Consider the following 699-nt stretch of genomic DNA (forward strand, 5'->3'; position numbering starts at 1 on the left):
ACCTTGAGCTGTGCGTCGAGGTCGGCGGCAGCATCACCGGCGAGCACGGTGTCGGTCGCGAGAAGATCAACCAGATGTGCGCGCAGTTCAACAGTGACGAACTGACTTTTTTCCATGCAATCAAGGCCGCATTCGACGCCAGCGGCCTGCTCAATCCCGGCAAGAACATCCCGACCCTGCATCGCTGCGCGGAATTCGGTGCCATGCATATTCATGCCGGGCAATTGCCGTTTCCCGAACTGGAGCGCTTCTGATGAGCGAGATGGACAAAGACGTCAGCCAGGCTCTGCTCGAACGGGTCGATCAAGCGCTACGGGACAGCACGCCGTTACGTATTCAGGGTGGCAACAGCAAGGCCTTGCTTGGCCGTGAGACAACAGGTGAGGTGCTCGATACCCGCGAACACCGTGGCATCGTCAGTTACGACCCGACAGAACTGGTGATCACCGTCCGCGCCGGTACGCCGCTGAGCGAGCTGATGCAGGTGCTGGACGCCGCAGGCCAGATGCTGCCCTGTGTACCGCCCGATTTTGGCTGCGCAACGCTCGGCGGCATGGTCGCCGCAGGACTGTCGGGCCCGCGCCGCCCCTGGAGCGGGTCGGTGCGTGATTTCGTGCTGGGCACCCGGGTCATCACCGGCCTCGGCAAGCATCTGCGCTTTGGCGGCGAAGTCATGAAAAACGTTGCAGGCTATGACGT

Annotated in this window: 2 protein-coding genes; both read left to right on the forward strand. The window is 62.1% G+C overall.

Annotated features, from left to right (window positions below; genetic code table 11):
• Positions 1 to 254: FAD-linked oxidase C-terminal domain-containing protein (locus ALO43_RS22625; RefSeq protein WP_328586982.1), on the forward strand; the 254-nt coding region annotated here is incomplete at its 5' end.
• On the forward strand, positions 254 to 699 hold a 446-nt coding region (locus tag ALO43_RS22630; RefSeq protein WP_157062358.1), incomplete at its 3' end, for an FAD-binding protein. The genes ALO43_RS22625 and ALO43_RS22630, both read left to right, overlap by 1 nt.

It is taken from the genome of Pseudomonas tremae, from assembly GCF_001401155.1.
In the GTDB taxonomy this organism is placed as follows: domain Bacteria; phylum Pseudomonadota; class Gammaproteobacteria; order Pseudomonadales; family Pseudomonadaceae; genus Aquipseudomonas; species Aquipseudomonas tremae.